11 protein-coding genes and 1 pseudogene are annotated in these 15833 nt (G+C 53.5%); 4 read left to right on the top strand and 8 right to left on the bottom strand.

The genetic code is table 11. The features are described from left to right. Positions 1–158: 158 nt before the first annotated feature. The 3 genes from Q8K09_RS17085 to Q8K09_RS17075 all read left to right on the top strand — a co-directional run bounded on the left by Q8K09_RS17085 (position 159) and on the right by Q8K09_RS17075 (position 5918). Positions 159–446, top strand: coding sequence for a high-potential iron-sulfur protein (locus Q8K09_RS17085; RefSeq protein WP_370869557.1), 288 nt, complete (start codon positions 159–161; stop codon positions 444–446). 742 nt (positions 447–1188) lie between these two features. Continuing rightward, on the top strand, positions 1189–5043 hold the full coding sequence (locus tag Q8K09_RS17080; RefSeq protein WP_305256192.1) for a DUF3427 domain-containing protein: 3855 nt from the start codon (positions 1189–1191) through the stop codon (positions 5041–5043). A 107-nt stretch (positions 5044–5150) separates the two neighbouring features. Continuing rightward, positions 5151–5918, top strand: coding sequence for an HNH endonuclease (locus tag Q8K09_RS17075; protein WP_305256191.1), 768 nt, complete (start codon positions 5151–5153; stop codon positions 5916–5918). An 88-nt stretch (positions 5919–6006) separates the two neighbouring features. On the opposite strand, the gene Q8K09_RS17070 is transcribed toward Q8K09_RS17075, so the two are convergent. After that, positions 6007–6714: a phospholipase D family protein gene (locus tag Q8K09_RS17070; protein WP_305256190.1), complete on the bottom strand. Its 708-nt coding sequence runs from the start codon at positions 6712–6714 to the stop codon at positions 6007–6009. 570 nt (positions 6715–7284) lie between these two features. Between Q8K09_RS17070 and Q8K09_RS17065 the strand changes: the two genes are divergently transcribed. Continuing rightward, positions 7285–8031 carry a class I SAM-dependent methyltransferase gene (locus Q8K09_RS17065; protein WP_305256189.1) on the top strand — a complete coding sequence of 249 codons (747 nt, stop codon included), beginning with the start codon at positions 7285–7287 and terminating at the stop codon, positions 8029–8031. A gap of 886 nt (positions 8032–8917) precedes the next feature. Here the strand turns inward: Q8K09_RS17065 and Q8K09_RS17060 are convergent. From Q8K09_RS17060 to Q8K09_RS17035, 7 genes and pseudogenes are all read right to left on the bottom strand, one after another. Continuing rightward, entirely contained in the window at positions 8918–9643 is a 726-nt protein-coding gene (locus Q8K09_RS17060; RefSeq protein ID WP_305256188.1) for a hypothetical protein, read from the bottom strand. Between the two features lie 501 nt (positions 9644–10144). Then, positions 10145–11188, bottom strand: coding sequence for a hypothetical protein (locus tag Q8K09_RS17055; RefSeq protein WP_305256187.1), 1044 nt, complete (start codon positions 11186–11188; stop codon positions 10145–10147). A gap of 537 nt (positions 11189–11725) precedes the next feature. After that, positions 11726–12115: pseudogene (locus Q8K09_RS21350) on the bottom strand (TniQ family protein); the annotation flags it as partial. Beyond that, the gene (locus tag Q8K09_RS17050; protein WP_305256186.1) at positions 12112–13068 is read right to left on the bottom strand and encodes a TniB family NTP-binding protein; all 957 of its coding nucleotides are present in this window, start codon (positions 13066–13068) and stop codon (positions 12112–12114) included. The gene Q8K09_RS17050 and the pseudogene Q8K09_RS21350, both read right to left, overlap by 4 nt. After that, positions 13065–13748, bottom strand: a complete 684-nt coding sequence (locus Q8K09_RS17045) for a hypothetical protein (protein ID WP_305256185.1) — start codon at positions 13746–13748, stop codon at positions 13065–13067. Before Q8K09_RS17045 ends, Q8K09_RS17050 begins: the two co-directional genes overlap by 4 nt. Positions 13749–13750: 2 nt before the next feature. Beyond that, complete coding sequence (locus Q8K09_RS17040; RefSeq protein WP_305256184.1) at positions 13751–15037, bottom strand: DDE-type integrase/transposase/recombinase; 1287 nt, start codon at positions 15035–15037, stop codon at positions 13751–13753. Continuing rightward, positions 15034–15693: a hypothetical protein gene (locus tag Q8K09_RS17035; RefSeq protein WP_305256183.1), complete on the bottom strand. Its 660-nt coding sequence runs from the start codon at positions 15691–15693 to the stop codon at positions 15034–15036. The genes Q8K09_RS17040 and Q8K09_RS17035 overlap by 4 nt, the downstream gene beginning before the upstream one ends. Positions 15694–15833: the final 140 nt, after the last annotated feature.

Genomic DNA, 15833 nt, shown 5'->3' with positions numbered 1-15833 from the left:
AAAAGCGTTCACGACGGGTTTGCTTACGCTTACCAGCGTACTCAGCATCGGCGAAGGAGATCTGCTTCATCGGAAAACTCGGCGGGTGGTGTCCGGCTATTTTGCCAAAATCAGGAAGTCTTTTTCAGAGTTTCCCTAACGAAAGTCGTCGGAAATTTATGCGCCACAGCTTGCTCGGCATGGCTGCTATACCTCTTGGTATGGGTATTCTATCTCAACGTGCTTTCGCCCAAAGCCTTACACCGCTGGACCCATCGACCCCTCAAGCCAAAGGGCTGAACTACGTCAAAGTGGCGGAAGAAGCCGCCGGCCACCCAGCTTATGCAGCAGGTGAGCACTGCGCAAACTGTATGCTCTTCCAAGAAGCCACCAATGGCTGCTCACTGTTCCCTCAGAATATGGTGGAGACAAACGGCTGGTGTCAGGTCTGGGCCCCGAAGTCCTAACCGTCAGTTTTCAAGGAATGGCTATAAAAGTTGAGGCCGATTATTTTTTAATAAAACAAATTGGCCTTGGCTTTCTTTGAAAAGTCTAAGCGTGAAGTAATTTATCTATGTCCCCCTCCGTTTTCTGGCGCGTCTAGCGCATCCCTTACGTGGAACTGCGTAAGGTCGCCAAATCTGTTATGCCCTCCACAGCCACCCACATTGGTTCGCGAAAGTGATCCCGCATACATTCTGCGCAGGAAATACGGGATTTTCGCCATTGCTCAGTCTTTGTTGCCACAGATGATGGACATCCTCCATAACATCGACTCCGGTAACCGACTGTCCGATGACGACTTCGTTTGGCTCAACATTGAGGTCCCAAGAGCATTTCACTCAGGAACTGCGGAAGGCCTACCGCCTGCGCGAGGCCGAATTCTGTGGCAATGAGTACCGCCGCACCCAGGCCCCGTGGAACGCAATCAACGCCAGTGGCCACTATCGAAAGTGCGATCAGCCAGAATCGGCACTCGAACTACTCGCCAGTAGTACCGGCCAATCGCTTCAAACACCCCAAGATCCACTCAGCCAGGTGCACCGCCCACGGCGGCGTCATGCACGGCCTAGGGCTGCGTAACGAAGCTCTCCAGCTCGGCAAGCAGGCGATGCGCATTGTGCTAAAAGGGCAGCCTTCAGCGAGTGGCGATCACGTACGCTGCACCCTCGACATCCCGGTATTAGTCGTTGCACAAGGAAGCGAAGTTTGAGCGACACGCACAGCTACTATGAGCAGAACGCCGAGCAGTTTTTTGCCGATACCAGCGCCGTGGACATGAGCGCGTTGTATGCGCGCTTTCTCGAAGCGATACCCGCTGGCGGCTACATCCTGGATGCCGGCTGTGGTTCCGGGCGCGATGCCAAGGCGTTTGCGGCGTGCGGCTATCGTGTGTCGGCCTTCGATGCCTCGCCGGCATTGGCGGCGCTGGCCAGCCAACACCTCGGCCAGCTTGTGGCGGTGCGCAGCTTCGCCGAGGTCGACGAACTCAACAGCTATGACGGCGTTTGGGCCTGCGCCAGCTTGCTGCACGTGCCGCATGCGCAGATGCCCGACGCGCTCACCCGTTTGTGGCAGGCGCTGAAGCCGGGTGGGATGTTCTATTGCAGCTTCAAGATCGGCGCAGGCGAACGTGAGTATCAGGGCCGCCGTTTCACCGATGCAGACCAAGCGCAGATGGATACCTGGCTGGCGCTATTGGCCGATGTCGCCGACGTCAGTTATTGGCACAGCGCCGACCAACGTCCCGGGCGCAGTGATGCCTGGCTGAATGTGTTGGCCCGGCGTCAGCCAGTACTGGCGGCGCGCTTGGTCACTGGCGGCAAGCTGGATCACTTCCTGCCGCACCTGTGCGGCGCCATCAACAGCGCCAGCGAAGTCGACATGGCGGTGGCCTTTATCAAGAGCACCGGGCTGCGCCTGTTGTTGCCCGACTTACTGGCGCGGGTGAAACCGGGCGAGGAGGCCGCGCCGAGCGCCCGGGTGCGCGTGGTTACCAGCGATTACCTCGACGTCACCGACCCCGAAGCGCTGCGCAGCCTGATGTTGCTGCAGGATGAAGGCGCGCAGGTGCGCGTCTACGAAAGCGCCGGCAGCAGCTTCCATATGAAGGCCTACCTGTTCGCCACCCAAGACGGGGGCGGACAACTGCGCGGGCAAGCGTTCATCGGTTCGAGCAACATCAGCCGCCAGGCGCTGCGTGATGGCCTGGAGTGGAATTACCGCATCGACTATCCCGGCGACGACGGCTTCCTTGAGGCGCGCGGTCGCTTCGAGGAACTGTTCGTCAATCCCCGTAGCAAGTCGCTTAGCCATGCCTGGATCGACGACTACGAAGCACGACGTCAGCCGCCTCTGGTCGCCCTCGCACCGGGTAGCCTGGAAGTGGAACCGCCACCGACGCCGACGATTATCCAGAGCGAAGCGCTGCAAGCCCTGCTCCTGACCCGCGAGAACGGTTACCGGCGCGGCCTGGTGGTGCTGGCGACCGGCCTCGGCAAGACTTGGCTAGCGGCGTTCGATGCCAAACAGGCCGGCGCCCGACGGGTGTTGTTTGTCGCGCACCGCGAGGAAATCCTCCATCAGGCGGCCGAGACCTTTGTGCGCATTCGGCCGGGGCAGCGGGTCGGCTTCTATATGGGCCAGCAGCGCGACATCCAGGTCGACGTGCTTTGCGCCTCGGTGCAAACGCTCGGGCGCATCGAGCACCTGGAGCGCTTTTCACCACGGCATTTCGATTACATCGTCATCGACGAATTCCACCATGCCGCCGCGCCCACCTATCACCGCTTGCTCAACTATTTTTTGCCGGCGTTCCTGCTCGGCCTGACCGCGACGCCGGATCGTACTGACTGCTCCAACATCCTGTCGTTGTGCGACGACAACCTGGTGTTCGAGACCAACCTGTTCCGCGGCATCGAGAGCAAGCTGCTGGCGCCGTTCCATTACTACGGCATATTCGACGACAGCGTGGATTACCAGGCGATTCCCTGGCGCAATGGCCGTTTCGATCCGGAACAACTGGCCAACAAGCTCGCCACCCTGGGCCGTGCGCGGCACGTGCTGAAAACCTGGCGTGAGCATGCCCAGAGCAAGACGTTGGCGTTCTGTGTGTCGATCCGCCATGCCGAGTTCATGGCCGAGTACTTCCGCAAGCAAGGCGTCATGGCTGCCGCCGTGTATGCCGGTTCAAGCCTGTCGCGGGGCGAGGCGCTGGAGCAACTGGGCGATGGTCGCCTGCCGCTGATCTTCTCGGTCGACCTGTTCAGTGAAGGCGTCGACCTGCCCGCCATCGACACGGTGATGATGCTACGGCCGACCGAGTCGAAGATTCTCTTTTTGCAGCAACTGGGCCGTGGCCTGCGCAAGGCCGAGGGCAAGGACAAGCTGGTGGTGCTCGACTTCATCGGCAACCACCAGAGCTTCCTGCACAAGCCCCAGGCATTGATGGGCAACAGCATGAACCACCGGCAACTGGCCGCGTTTGCCCGCGCCGCCGCAGAGCAGCGGCTGGAGTTGCCTGAGGGCTGCTTCGTCAACTACGACCTGCAGTTGCTCGACTTCCTCAAGTCGCTCGACGGCGACGGCGTGCAGAACCACTACCAGGCCCTGCGCGAGGGGCTGAACCGGCGTCCGACCCTGAGCGAGTTCTACCGCTCAGGCGCCAGCCTGCCGCAGATGCGTAAGCAATTCGGCGACTGGTTCTCCCTGGTTGAGCAGATGGGCGACCTGGCCGAGGCGCAGCGGGACTTGGCCACGGCGCATCGGCCTTTCCTGCGTGAACTGGAAACCACCGCCATGACCAGGAGCTTCAAGATGATCCTGCTGGAAGCCTTCCAGGAACTGGACGGCTGGCGCACGGCGCCCAGCGAAGTGGCCTTGGCCGAGCGCTCCTGGCAGCTCCTGCAACGGCGCCGGCCGCTGCTGGCCGACTTGCCGGAGGAACAGGCTCGACTGGCGGACGGCACTGCGCCGGCCTGGCTGCGCTACTGGCAGAGCAACCCGATCAACGCCTGGCTCGGCGGCAACCAGAAGAACAGCGGCACGCGCTTCTTCGCCGTGGAGCAAGGCTGTTTCGTACCGCGCTTTAAGGTCGGCGAAGCCGAGCGGGAAGGCTTCGCCGAGTTGGTGCAGGAACTGGTCGACGTCCGCTTAGCCTCCTACGAGGTGCGTAAGGCGGTCACGGCCGCACCGGTGGTCAGCTTGCCGATCGCCACGCGCGGCGGCACCGAGCTGCCGTTCTTCCCTAACCTGAAAATCGCCTGCGGCCACTTCAAGACCGGCACGGCCGACAGCGAGCAATACCGCCTGATCGGCGAGGGCCATGGCCGCCTGGATAGCGCACGGCACTTCATCGCCCGCGCCTCCGGCAACTCGATGAATGGCGGCAAGCAGCCCGTGCGCGATGGCGACTACCTGCTGCTGGAGCAGATCAACCCGAAAAGCGCCGGCTCGATCACCGGCACCACCATGGCCATCGAGCGCCAGGACGCCGCTGGCGACAACCAGTACCTACTGCGGGTGATCCTCAAGGCGGCGGACGGCAGCTACCTGCTGCGCGCCAACAATCCCGACTACGCCGATATCGCCGTCACCGACGAACTGCGCGAGCAGCTTCACACCTTCGCCCGCCTCAAGGCAGTGCTCGACCCGCTGGAACTGATGGTCGGCGAACGCTTACAGCGCGAAGACATCCCGCCGCTGTTCGGCGCCGAGTTCAACCCCGGCAACTGGAACGTCGGCCATGTGCTGCTGGCCGAGCAGCGCGCCCATGTGCTGCTGGTGACCCTGAACAAACAAGGCAAGGTTGCGGAGCACCGCTACCTCGACCATTGGCTCGACGAACAAACCTTCCACTGGCAAAGCCAAAACGCGACCACGCCCAGCAGCAAAAGGGGCAAGGAAATCATCGAACACGAGACCTTGGGTATCGATATCCATCTGTTCGTGCGGGAGAACAAAGTCGAAAACGGCAAGGGGGCGCCGTTTACCTATCACGGCAAGGTGAGGTATCGCAGCCACAGTGGCAGTGCGCCGATGAGTGTGGTGTTTGCTTTGGTTTAGGGACGGCGAGTGATCCGTCTTTTTAATTTTATTTGGGCCAGACCAGCAGCCCGGACAGCCGTTAATACGGTTGAGTCATGTACCTATCTGCGTAAGGAAGCGTCAATTTGAGTAGTAATCGCTGGAGCCGAGACGAGCTTAAGCTGGCATTCCATTTGTATTGCCAGCTGCCTTTTGGCCGGCTGCATCAGCGCAATCCAGAGATCACTCAGCTCGCCGGTCTTATCAGCCGAACGCCGTCGGCGCTGGCGATGAAATTGGTCAACTTCGCCAGCCTTGACCCCGCTATTACCGCAAGTGGGCGCAAGGGACTGGGTGGGGCATCCAAGCTCGATCAAGAAACCTGGGATCAGTTTCATGCGGACTGGGAAGGCCTGGCGCTGGAGTGTGAAAGCTTGAGGGCGGACTTGGCTAGCGGCGCTGCTGCTGTAGTCCCGTCCATCGAAGATGACCTGCCTGCCGACTACATCGGCGAAACGCGGCAGGTGATGGTCGAGCAGCGCATCAAGCAGCAGTTCTTCCGTAAGGCCGTGCTGAGCAGTTACCGAGGGACGTGCTGCATGTCCGGCTTGGCAGAGCCGCGTTTGTTGCTTGCCAGTCATATCGTGCCTTGGAGTCAGGACAAGGCGAATCGCTTGAATCCTGCCAATGGCCTGTGCCTGTCCGCGCTGCATGACCGCGCCTTCGACCAAGGCTTGATAGCGCTGACGGATGAATTTACCGTGATCCTCTCGGCGTCGTTGCGTCAGCGCGACGAACCCTTTGTGCTAGAGGTGCTGTTGCCGCTTGCCGGCCGACAGATCGAATTGCCGGAACGATTCATGCCGAGCGTTGAACTGCTCGCGTGGCATCGCGAGCGGGTATTTGTGGGGTAAGTGCGTTGGCGACATCGATGAACAATGGCAGAACCAGGGCTTTGTTGATGGGTATCGCTATTGCTTAACCCATCCAAACTGATTGTGCTTATGGACGAAACTCAGTCGGCCACAGAAAGTACGGGCCGAATTTCGGGCTCATGCGGAACTCACCGCCAGCGCTTTTGCCTTTATCGGTCAGGTAGTTTTTGCTGTCTCGTACTTCGAGATATTGCTCTGTGATCAACCTATCCATCAGTTCGTTGGTCTTGAGCCCTATTTTCTGCGCCAGCTTGGAACTGGTCAGTTTTTCGACACTGTCATCGTTTTCAGCTTTTTTGTTGTCGCTATCGCCGTCGCTTTCCTTAGAGACAACCTCCAGTGAGATGCGTACCTCATCGCTGATGCGGATGATGCGCTGGGCTTCTTCGTACGCATCTCTATAGAGGTCAGCATCATCGCCACGGTTGATCAAAACGCCCATTTCGTTGTTGTTGACCTGGCTGAACTCGTAGAGGTTCAGGCTGGTGATGATGCAAAACTCCTCGTTGAGGTAGCACTTAGCATGCAGGTTCTTGCAAAAACTGGTGCGGATGTAGCTTAAGCCTTTGAGCCAGTTCACCTCCTCGGGCTGTAATTCGCTCTTGCCATACACGATGCGCACATCAATTTTCAGTCGATTTTTATCTTCCAGAAGCTCCTTGACACGGTCGTTTAACCTCAGAAAAGGGCTGATCAGGATTAGGCGATCTTTTGCCGTCTTGATCATCTCTTCCAAGTAATAATTGGTTGCGCTGGTGTTGAGGAATTTAGCCATGGGTCTTCCTTGGGCATCTGGACTGCACACTAGAGGGGTGGAGTCTAAGCGAGCAGGGCGGATCGACAAAGTGTTTGGCCACTGCGTAAAGCAGAGCCACAGCTTTTTGATAGTCAGACCACCCTTCAAATCTACGGATACCAGTCGGCCCTGTAGGAGCGGCCTATGGCCGCGATGCTTTTGCGTTCACGCTCTGCTTTTGCTGTTTGCTCTGTCCTTCACAAGTCGTCCAGACAACTCGATCCGGAATCCCGTCAGGAGGCCGACCCTCGGAACAGCACCGGAGCGAGGAAACGGAGCGAAGCGTAGTAACAGCCGCAGGCTGGCCCGAAGGGTGAGCGAAGCGAATCAAGTTGAGCGCAGCGAAACCCGGATGTCGGGCGCGCTTTCTCTTTGGTTACTTTCTCTTTCGCGCGAGCAAAGAGAAAGTGACTCGCCGTAAGGGCGAAATCAGTAGCCGCAGGCAACGAAATTAATAAATCTGTTCCCTTTTCCTCGATTGCCTTGCTGCGGCCAGGGTTCGGCTATGATGCGCGACCGCAAAATTCGCGGCTCAATCAGCAGGCCGCTATGTCCGTTAATGCCCTCTACACCGACCTGTCTGATTACTACGATCTGATGTGTGCTGATATCGACTATCAGGCGCAAAGCCACTGTATCCACAGGCTGCAGCAACTGTTTGGCAACGGCGGCCGCCGCCACTTGGACCTGGCCTGCGGGACGGGGCCCCATGTGTGCCATTTCAGCGATGCCGGCTACAGCAGTGCCGGGCTGGATATCAATCAGCCGATGTTGGACAAGGCCGCCATGCGCTGCCCGCAGGCGCGCTTCTCGTTGCAGGACATGTGCAGTTTCACCCTCAGTGAGCCGGTGGACCTGTTGACCTGCTTTCTCTATTCCATCCATTACAGCGGCGCGATAGAGCGGCTGAAGGCGTGCATCGCCAGCGCCCATGCAGCGCTCGCCATTGATGGGCTGTTCTGCTTCAACGTGGTCGACAAGGGCAAGATCGATAACAGCCTGTTTGCCGCCCATAGCGTCGAAAATGATGAAGGCCAATTCACCTTCAACTCCGGTTGGAGTTACCCCGGTGATGGCGAGCAGCAGGCGCTGCGGCTGCGGATTGAAAAAACAACAGCCGGGCAAACCGAGGTGTGGAACGACGAGCATCCGATGGTGGCCGTGAGCTTTGCGCAGTTACAGACGCTGTTGCAGCCGTATTTTGCGGTGCAGGTGTTTGAGCATGATTACGAGAAGCTGATTCCGTGGGATGGCGTTTCCGGCAATGCGCTGTTTGCATGCGTGAAGATTGGTTGAGCGTTTTTTCGTTGGTTATGCATTTGCGTACATACGCGGCTTTTGTGTTGTGCTTGGGTAACGGTTCCGCCCTTACGGCGGGTTACTTTTGGCAGTCGCCCGGATGGCCGGCCCCGCCAAAAGTAACCAAAAAGTCTTACCCCTGGCATCCGGGTCTCGCTTCGCTCGACTTCCCTCGTTCCATCATTGAGGGCCATCCCCGGGCGTCCCTGGCCCATCGCGGCTCTCGCTGCATCCATGCCGCTCAACCCCTTGCGCAACGATTCCACTCGGCCTCCTGATGGGGCGTTTGGCATCGCCTGTGCCATTGCGGTTCGATGACCAAAAGCAGAGCCACAGCTTTTTGATGGGTATCGCTGCGCTCCACCCATCCTACGAATGTCCGCTGGACCTGTAGGAGCGGGCTTGCCCGCGATGCTTCTGCTGTTGCTCTGCTTTTGCCTTTCGCTCTGCCTTCCACAAATTGCCCAAACAACGCGGTCCCCGAATCCCGTCAGGAGGCCGAGTGGAGGTGCTGTGGAGAGGGGCGTTTGGCATGGATGCCAAACGAGGCATGTCGGGCCATGGATGGCCCGTCACGCCGACCTTCGGAACAGCGCCGGAGCGAGGGAAGTTGAGCGCAGCGAAACCCGGATGCCGGGCGCGCTTTCTCTTTGGTTACTTTCTCTTCCGCGCGAGCAAAGAGAAAGTGACTCGGCGTAAAGCCGAAACTCGTAGTCGCAGGCAACGAAATTAATAAATCTGTCCCCTTTTCCCGGTCCCCTTTTCCCGATGTCGTATCCTTGCGGCTAAAAGGACACCTGGCAAGGGATACGTTTTTCAAGGGCAAGGTCACTATTCATCCACCGATGTTGCGGTTGGCCGGGCTACTCGCTTGCTGGGAGTGTTATAGATTGATGGGGTTCAGTAGCTTCCACAGCCAGCTGAGCAGCCATAACAATGGCGCTGTGGTGCCCGCAATTAGAATCAGCTCCCAGGGGGTAAGGACATGCTGGAGTTTTTCTAGGTAACCGCGCCGATTCCTGATGTCGATAAACCGCCACCAACGAACACGCAGTCTATCAATCACGCTGGGACGCTCTAGCAGGCTCTCGACACGATTGAACGTGAAGAAACAGGGCACAAGGCGCATAACCCAATCACGAGTTAAATCGTCTGAATTGAAGGTGTGCGTATAAAGGAGTGCTTCTTCTTTATTGTCTTTGCTCAGTCTGGGCGGTGAGAAAAAAACCTGAACTACCCCTTGGTCTGGTGAGTGGTGAACTACTAGTTGTGCCCCTTCTTCGTAGTCAAATGTGTGCGTATCACCTTCTTCCGTGCGCTCAAACACTCCGGTTCCAGTACGCTGCCTCATAAAACAAAGAATAACGGAGGTCTCACCTAGCGGGTATTTGCCATAGCGCCGCCCAAGTCCATCATAGGTAGGCTGAAACCATTCGGGTTCTTGCACAAACATAACCACACCATGTTTGTCGCCCTCAGCTTGTATCTCCCTAAAAACGTCAACAACCCGCTGAGCGTGCAGTGGCCAGTTCCGGTTAACCCGCTCGCACCTCAATTGGTTTTTGATTCTTTTGCGGCTTTCTTTGCGCCAAATTTGCCGTACATCCATTTTTGCCCGCCCTAATCCACGCCGGAAATATCTAAGGGGCATTAGACCTGCGTTATGGATCCGCTGAATAATCCCAAGCTTTACGAGACGGCAGCGCTGTAAGCCACATGGTTACTGAGCTGTTTTTAGAAGGTGGTTTTCAGACAGTCCCTTAATCAAAAGCCCCGCACTAGGCGGGGCTTTTGATCTAGCTGATCGCCACCCCAAACATCCATTTCAGGTAAAGCGCACTTAACTCTTCAGTGAGTGGCCCTTCATTTTCATTAAGTCGAGAATTTAAATAACGCATTTATTTGCTTGCAGAGGTGTGTTTTCAAGTTCGTGAAATTATATTTTCATTAATTTGTGAAATTAGTTAGTGGATTTTCACTAATTCGTGAAACGAATATTTATTAGATATTATTAATATTTACCATTGATGAATATTAGTCTGGGAGCAGTTGGTACTGCAAGAGGGTGTGATTTTAATGTTGTCGCCTAGTCACTGTCTTCGTCGGTAGGCTAGAGCGCTAGGTTTCGGATCGCTTCAATGTCGCTGCGATGAACCAAAATTACTGTGCCAACGCCACCAGTTGCTACCTCTGTAGCTGGGATCAACCGTCCCGTTCTCACTAGGTTATTAGCGTGACCAAGCGGTGCGCCAAGCTCTTTGTCAGCTTCGAAGCAGGTCAGGAAATGATCAACATTTTTTTGAATGCGCTGGATGTCGCTGCGTGAGATCAAAGTTGTATTGCCAATTTTCACAATCGACAAAAAGCCACTTTGAATGAATCGACGTGAAAAGGTAGGTGATGAAAGGCTAAACAACTTGGCGCAATCCGGAAGGGAGATCATGCTCTGGAGCCAGCGCTTGCTATTTTCCACTGAGCGGGTGGTGAAGTGGCGTCCGGGCTTGTCACTTTTAGCTATGTCCAAATAGCCCAGGTCTTGTAGATGTTTCAAGTGAATGATTGGCAGATTTAGGATGCGTGCCACGTGACTGCTTGGCACAGTGCTTGTGGTTACATTGACTACCGAATTGGCCGCTTTTCTTCCCGCATTAGTCTCGTAGTGCTTTAGCAAGCGGACTTGTTTCAGTGTCTCTTCTGTAAGGTCTGAGCGCCTATAGATAGCTATCAACCCACGATCCAGAGAGGGGCCGGATATTGGTGCAATACCGCAGTGAATCAACTTAGCCGTAAGGGTCGTTTTCGGCAGCCCCAGGTCAGCGGCAAGTTGGCCAACAAAAATGTATGTCTCAGTAAAACGGTCAAACTCACTGCATTCGATCATCTGACTTTTACCCTTGAAATGCGTCAAGGCTTGTTGCAGTAGGCCGGTCTTAATAGCGCTCCGTACTGCATCTGCATACAGGCCAAGTTTTATCGCTGCCTGGCTAACAGTCAAGTAAGTGTCATGAGCGCGGTCGCGGGATGAGATGGCTGTGGCTGTTGTTGGTGATTCGGCATTTACGTTGCTGGCGTTGATCAGCTGGCAAAGTTTTGGGGCGAAATACTTCCATCGTCGAGTATCGATACGTGAGCGCTGAATGTACTTGGTGTGCATCAAGCCTCGGATTCGTTTCGGTGAGACATTTAGCGCATGACAGATTTCGTTGTGAAACAGGTAAAACTGATCACACCTACAGTCATCCCTATGAGGCGCAGTCGTGGCATCTTTTGACACGCTCAAACGCGCAATCTGAGCTTTGATCCAGGCGTCAGATGACGCTGCCCATGGTGCAAGGTGTGCTTGCAATGGAAGGCATGGAAAAAGGGCGAAGGATCGCTCGATGGTCATGTCAAATGAGTTTGCATCGCTATCAGCGAGTGTGGCTGCTAGGTCTAGTGCCGCAGATCGTTCGGAATTGCTCGGGAGATCCGAATATCGCAATGCATTCAGACAGAACATAAACCGATCCAACGCTGCTTGATCGGCTCGTCTGAAAATTCCCAGAATTATCTGACTGCACACTGATTGGTCAGTACGGGTTGGAGTTTGGCGTAGGTCATACCCACATTTGCAGTGATGCTCGTAAAGCTTTGTCCAGCGGATAGGGCGCTCACACTCCGGGCACGCAGATACATATGAAAGCCTGTGAAATGGGCAGCTATCTAGCCATGTGAGGTCCTGTGTGAAGCGGTGAAATCCGTCTTTCAGGCATTCAGGGCAGAATGGAAAGCTCTCCACTCTGATACAGGCCGCAGGCACAGCCAGTCCCATTACGGTCACAGGGCTCTGAGACGTTACATGAGAGGTTTGTGAGTAGAAGCCCTTTATGAAGCGTGAGCCGTTGAGCTGAGTGTTAGCGCCAAGCCGTTGAATCAACCGTGAGTGTTGCATTTGCCAGTGAAACGGTTGGAGTGTTTCCTTGGCACCGAGGTGTCGTGCGAAGGCCGTTACGGAGCGATAGCCATTGTTGTAAGCCGTTCGCATCAGCACGCTTCGCGGACTTTCCTCCTTTGCTGCGTGTGCTAGAAAAAAAAGTTTCAATGGGTGTTACCTCTTGAAACGGCTTTTTTAAGGGCTTCTATTTTCATGCGGAAAGGGTTCCCGTAAGTGTTTATAACGGTGTCAACCGTCATAGGCTCAAAAGCGTCTGCCATGTCTTCAAGCGTAAAAGAACCATCATTTCTGATCAGTGCTGTCCTAAATGAATCGTTCAAGATAAGTCGAATGCCATTAAGGTTGCCGCCAGTAGCGAGATACATCGCGGTAAGAGCGTGATCTCCACTAAATGAAACACAATTATCAAACCCGCCAATTTCCTTTATATCCTGCCCCAGTGAGCGCAGGGTTTGGGTGAGCACTGATTTTGGATTAACAGCGGCGTATTCCAATTGATGCATTTCCAATCGATACGGATAGCGTCTCGATGTCTGTGGGTTGGCTGTTATAATTTCCTCACACTTCGGCACACCTACGATCACAACGGGTATGAGTGTTTCGTTCATGAGGCTTCTTAGCCAGTTGCAAGTCATAACCTGGCTTTTTACTGCGCCTTTATCTAGAATCTTGTCGAACTCATCGAGTACGATTAGCTTAGTTTGGGACGTTTTCAACAGGCGAACAAGTCTGTTGAATAGGGCAGAGGTATCACCAGTTAGGTCAGTTGCTCCAAGTTTATTCAACAGGTCACTACTGAGGCTCTTAAGCGTTGGTACGCCAAGAAGCGCTTGGAAAATTGCCGGATATGTTTGCACTGAGCCACTTTCTGTCGTAACAACTGTTGGCTCACCGAACATCGAAACGGCGAGCCTTGAAACAGTAGATTTTCCTGTTCCAGATTCGCCTGTAATTAGCGCGGATGAAGGCTCGCCACGTTGCCTGGTTGTTTCAACACATCGCATTATGGTTTCGAGAGCTCGTTTATGCTCAGGGTAAGGTACGACTTTATTGGCGAATTCTTTAAGTTTTTCATCTATATGGTTCGTATAGCTATTCATGTGTAGCTCCTTGGCATGTTGATTGATTTGTAGTCGTCATTTAGTGAGTCATCAGATGAGGTATTTGAGAGAGACAAGTTTTCCTCATCACTAGGCAACATGTTCTCAGAAGGACTCTTTTTGGTTTCTGATGCAGGTGGGGAATTCGTATCGTCGGATTCATCCCAGTCATCAAGCACGTCATCAGAGTCTTCGCTCTGAATGAGTCCGGCTTTTATATCTCTCAGGTGTTGCCGCACCCTTTCTTTTTGTCGGCCCAGCTCTTCACTGCTCGATCTGTACATCGTGAGAAGTGCTTTCCGTGCATTCTCTTCGGTGAAAAGCTTCCTCTCACTTTTCATAAGCGCACGGATAAATTTGTACTCAGTCATAGTTAGGCCATTTTGAAATGCCATGCTGCAATCTGCGGGGAAATATATTCCAGATCCAGGTACTGATACATACACTTTCGACAAGTCTGACATGTCATATAGTACTTCTGCTTTTTGCCCGTTTTTAAGTTCCGCTTTGACTTGGGAAAGCCCTGGGCCGGACCATCTCAGGTTCAGGTGGCGCACATAATTGTTGTTGATGCTGGAATGAAAAGTGGCGTGACAAATAAAGCCAACGTCACCGCTAGAGAAGGTTCTTGGTGGATTTAGCGGAGACAGATATTTTTTCCATTTTTCTAGTGGTGTCATGATTATTGTCCGTGAATTGTATTGTGGTAGACGTTGTGGACCCAGTACTCAAATTTTTCGCGAAGCTCTTCTACGGTATATATTGCATTTTTGTACGAGTTATAATTACCCCTGGCCGCCGGATTGGACTTTGTAGTGCCACGGAGGCTGTGAATGAACTGCTTGTTGAGTGTGTTAAAAAATGACTCAATGAAAGGTTTTTGGTTCGGTTCACCTTTGGTGCAGAACCGAAGTTCAAAGCCAAGCCTATTAGCCAGTGCTATCAGTGAGCTATTATAGAACTCTGATCCGTTATCTACGATGAGCTCCTCGAACAGCCCGGCAGGTGTGTCGTCGTTATGTTTCTGAATGGCTCGTCGAATGGCTATGGCTGTCATTTCATAGCACGGAGGGTTAAGTGATATAATCCAGCCTAGTAGAACCCCGGTTTTAGCCTCGATAATGGCTGTTAGCCATGGCCGGTCAATAGGGTGCCCCTCAGGGTTGACTACAACAATATCCATTTCTTGACTGTCGGCTTCAGCGCGTTCTAGCAAGCGATCAGGGATAAGAATTCCTCTGCTATATCCGTTTTTTTTGTTGGCGGCTCGGCTTCCGAGACGAGCAACATCCAATGTGTATACGGGAATCGATTGGATGCGCCTATACAGAGATGCAAGTGATGGTATTTCAAGCTTTTGAAAACTGTTTCTGTTTAGCTCTTCGATATGTCCTACGATCAAGCTGTAAGCTTGTTTTGCAGTAGGCATTTCAGCAGTTAGGTAATAGTTTCTTATGTAATCATCCATTATCTCAATTGGTTCATCACTGATTCTCTTGGTTCGGCTTTTCTTTATTCCTTTTACTTTGGCAATAGAGAAAATATTGCTATTACTTTCTCGGTACTTTCTGACGAGCTTGTATAGCTTTGTGTATTTTGGTGGGGATTCGTCCTGTCGAAGTTTTGCTAGTTCAGCAATTGTGGCGTTAATTTTTTCACGAGGAAGTGATCCGTGGAATTTCTTGGTCACTTCTCGAACATAGAACAAGTTGTTATCAAACGTACGGCGTTCTTCACTGCTCATGGCAATGAGGCAGTACGATTCCATTTCGTCTGGCAAGGCGTCGTCAATTTTTTTCAAATTTCCGCTGCGGAGAATTGATTCAAGAATGCAGTCTTTGAGGTAAGCAGAACCCTTGTGATTAATTGAGCGCAACAAGTATCTGTCGTGATCATGTGAGGTCACCTCATATAGATCGCCGTTGAGTTGATAGCGGGAACCAATAGTTAGCGTTGTTTTTGTGTTCATTGCGATTTCTCCAGGTTGAGGTCACTGGCGAGCGAGAGAGGCTCGTTTACGTCAAAGGTGATGATTTTTTTGAATATTGCCTTTGCTATCGCACCCATGCTCGGAGGTGGCGATATTTCAAATAGCAGTCCAATGCATGTTGGGAGATGTATTACGCTCAGTTGATCCATCAAGTAGGACAGCTCCTCTGGTCGTGTGTGACGCATTTGAAAGTAGATGTGATTCATGTTTTTGTGCCTCGGCTGTCTACGGATACTGCTTTCTATAATCAACTTAAAGCCCTCGCCCTTTCTCTTGGCTTCATCCCGAACGGCTCGATACAGAGCCATGTAGTCTGGCTTGTCAAAGACATTATCAGGTTTGATTTCTATGTACCGTATATAGCCACTTGAAAAAACCAGCTTGAAGTCAGGTGTGTATTTCTTATGCTTGTTGTTTACAGTCACATGAATAGGCTCGGGTTGTGCAAAGTAGCTTGAAATTTTGTCATCGAACTCAAACAGGTAACATGCATCTGCTTCTAGTCGCGTCTCGCACACAACGGTGCAGTTATTTTTAATCGAGTGAAAGTATGTGGTCTGTTTGCCATGTTGGCTGCGACCGAGCTTTCTTGAGGGCGAGTTTGTCTCGTCGCCTGAATTGCGAATTTTTTTCATGCCTGAATTCATAGAATAAGTGCAACGCTTGAAACGATAGGCAGAGGGCCAGCCACCGGTAGAATCCAGGCTCTCACACCAAAGGATTCAAGCGCAGATGACTACGCATTACCGGCAGCTGACCCGGGCCCAACGTTACC

Source organism: Pseudomonas sp., from assembly GCF_030683065.1.
GTDB lineage: Bacteria > Pseudomonadota > Gammaproteobacteria > Pseudomonadales > Pseudomonadaceae > Aquipseudomonas.
The sequence above is the reverse complement of the archived record's forward strand: the minus strand, read 5'-3'. Positions and strand labels throughout refer to the sequence as shown.

Bases quoted from the DNA above. Each gene is read 5' to 3' on its own strand.
- Q8K09_RS17065 (WP_305256189.1), top strand. From the start codon at position 7,285: ATGTCCGTTAATGCCCTCTACACCGACCTGTCTGATTACTACGATCTG.
- Q8K09_RS17050 (WP_305256186.1), bottom strand. From the start codon at position 13,068: ATGAATAGCTATACGAACCATATAGATGAAAAACTTAAAGAATTCGCC.
- Q8K09_RS17035 (WP_305256183.1), bottom strand. From the start codon at position 15,693: ATGAAAAAAATTCGCAATTCAGGCGACGAGACAAACTCGCCCTCAAGA.
- Q8K09_RS17040 (WP_305256184.1), bottom strand. From the start codon at position 15,037: ATGAACACAAAAACAACGCTAACTATTGGTTCCCGCTATCAACTCAAC.
- Q8K09_RS17045 (WP_305256185.1), bottom strand. From the start codon at position 13,748: ATGACACCACTAGAAAAATGGAAAAAATATCTGTCTCCGCTAAATCCA.
- Q8K09_RS17055 (WP_305256187.1), bottom strand. From the start codon at position 11,188: ATGCACACCAAGTACATTCAGCGCTCACGTATCGATACTCGACGATGG.
- Q8K09_RS17070 (WP_305256190.1), bottom strand. From the start codon at position 6,714: ATGGCTAAATTCCTCAACACCAGCGCAACCAATTATTACTTGGAAGAG.
- Q8K09_RS17060 (WP_305256188.1), bottom strand. From the start codon at position 9,643: ATGGATGTACGGCAAATTTGGCGCAAAGAAAGCCGCAAAAGAATCAAA.
- Q8K09_RS17085 (WP_370869557.1), top strand. From the start codon at position 159: ATGCGCCACAGCTTGCTCGGCATGGCTGCTATACCTCTTGGTATGGGT.